Below are 207 nucleotides of genomic sequence, written 5' to 3'. Positions count from 1 at the left end.
AAAATAACAATGGACTAATTAGACGAGATGGTCTCAACAAGAGCATGGATTTTCGCAATTTACCAAATGCTTTAGTTCAACAAGTCAGTAGCCGGCGTAATCATATTCCAAGAAAATCATTAAATTATAAAACACCAATTGAGGTATTCATGGAAAACATCACAGATAAACAGCTATGTTATTTCTAACTTAATTTGACATTTCAAG

The 207-nt window shown here is 31.9% G+C and carries 1 pseudogene; it reads left to right on the top strand.

The window, feature by feature from the left end:
* Positions 1-188, top strand: a pseudogene (locus FC65_RS12695) (IS30 family transposase); the annotation flags it as partial.
* Between the last annotated feature and the right edge of the window lie 19 nt (positions 189-207).

This window comes from Ligilactobacillus acidipiscis DSM 15836 (assembly GCF_001435755.1).
Classification (GTDB): domain Bacteria; phylum Bacillota; class Bacilli; order Lactobacillales; family Lactobacillaceae; genus Ligilactobacillus; species Ligilactobacillus acidipiscis.
This window is presented reverse-complemented; position numbering and strand designations above follow the sequence as displayed.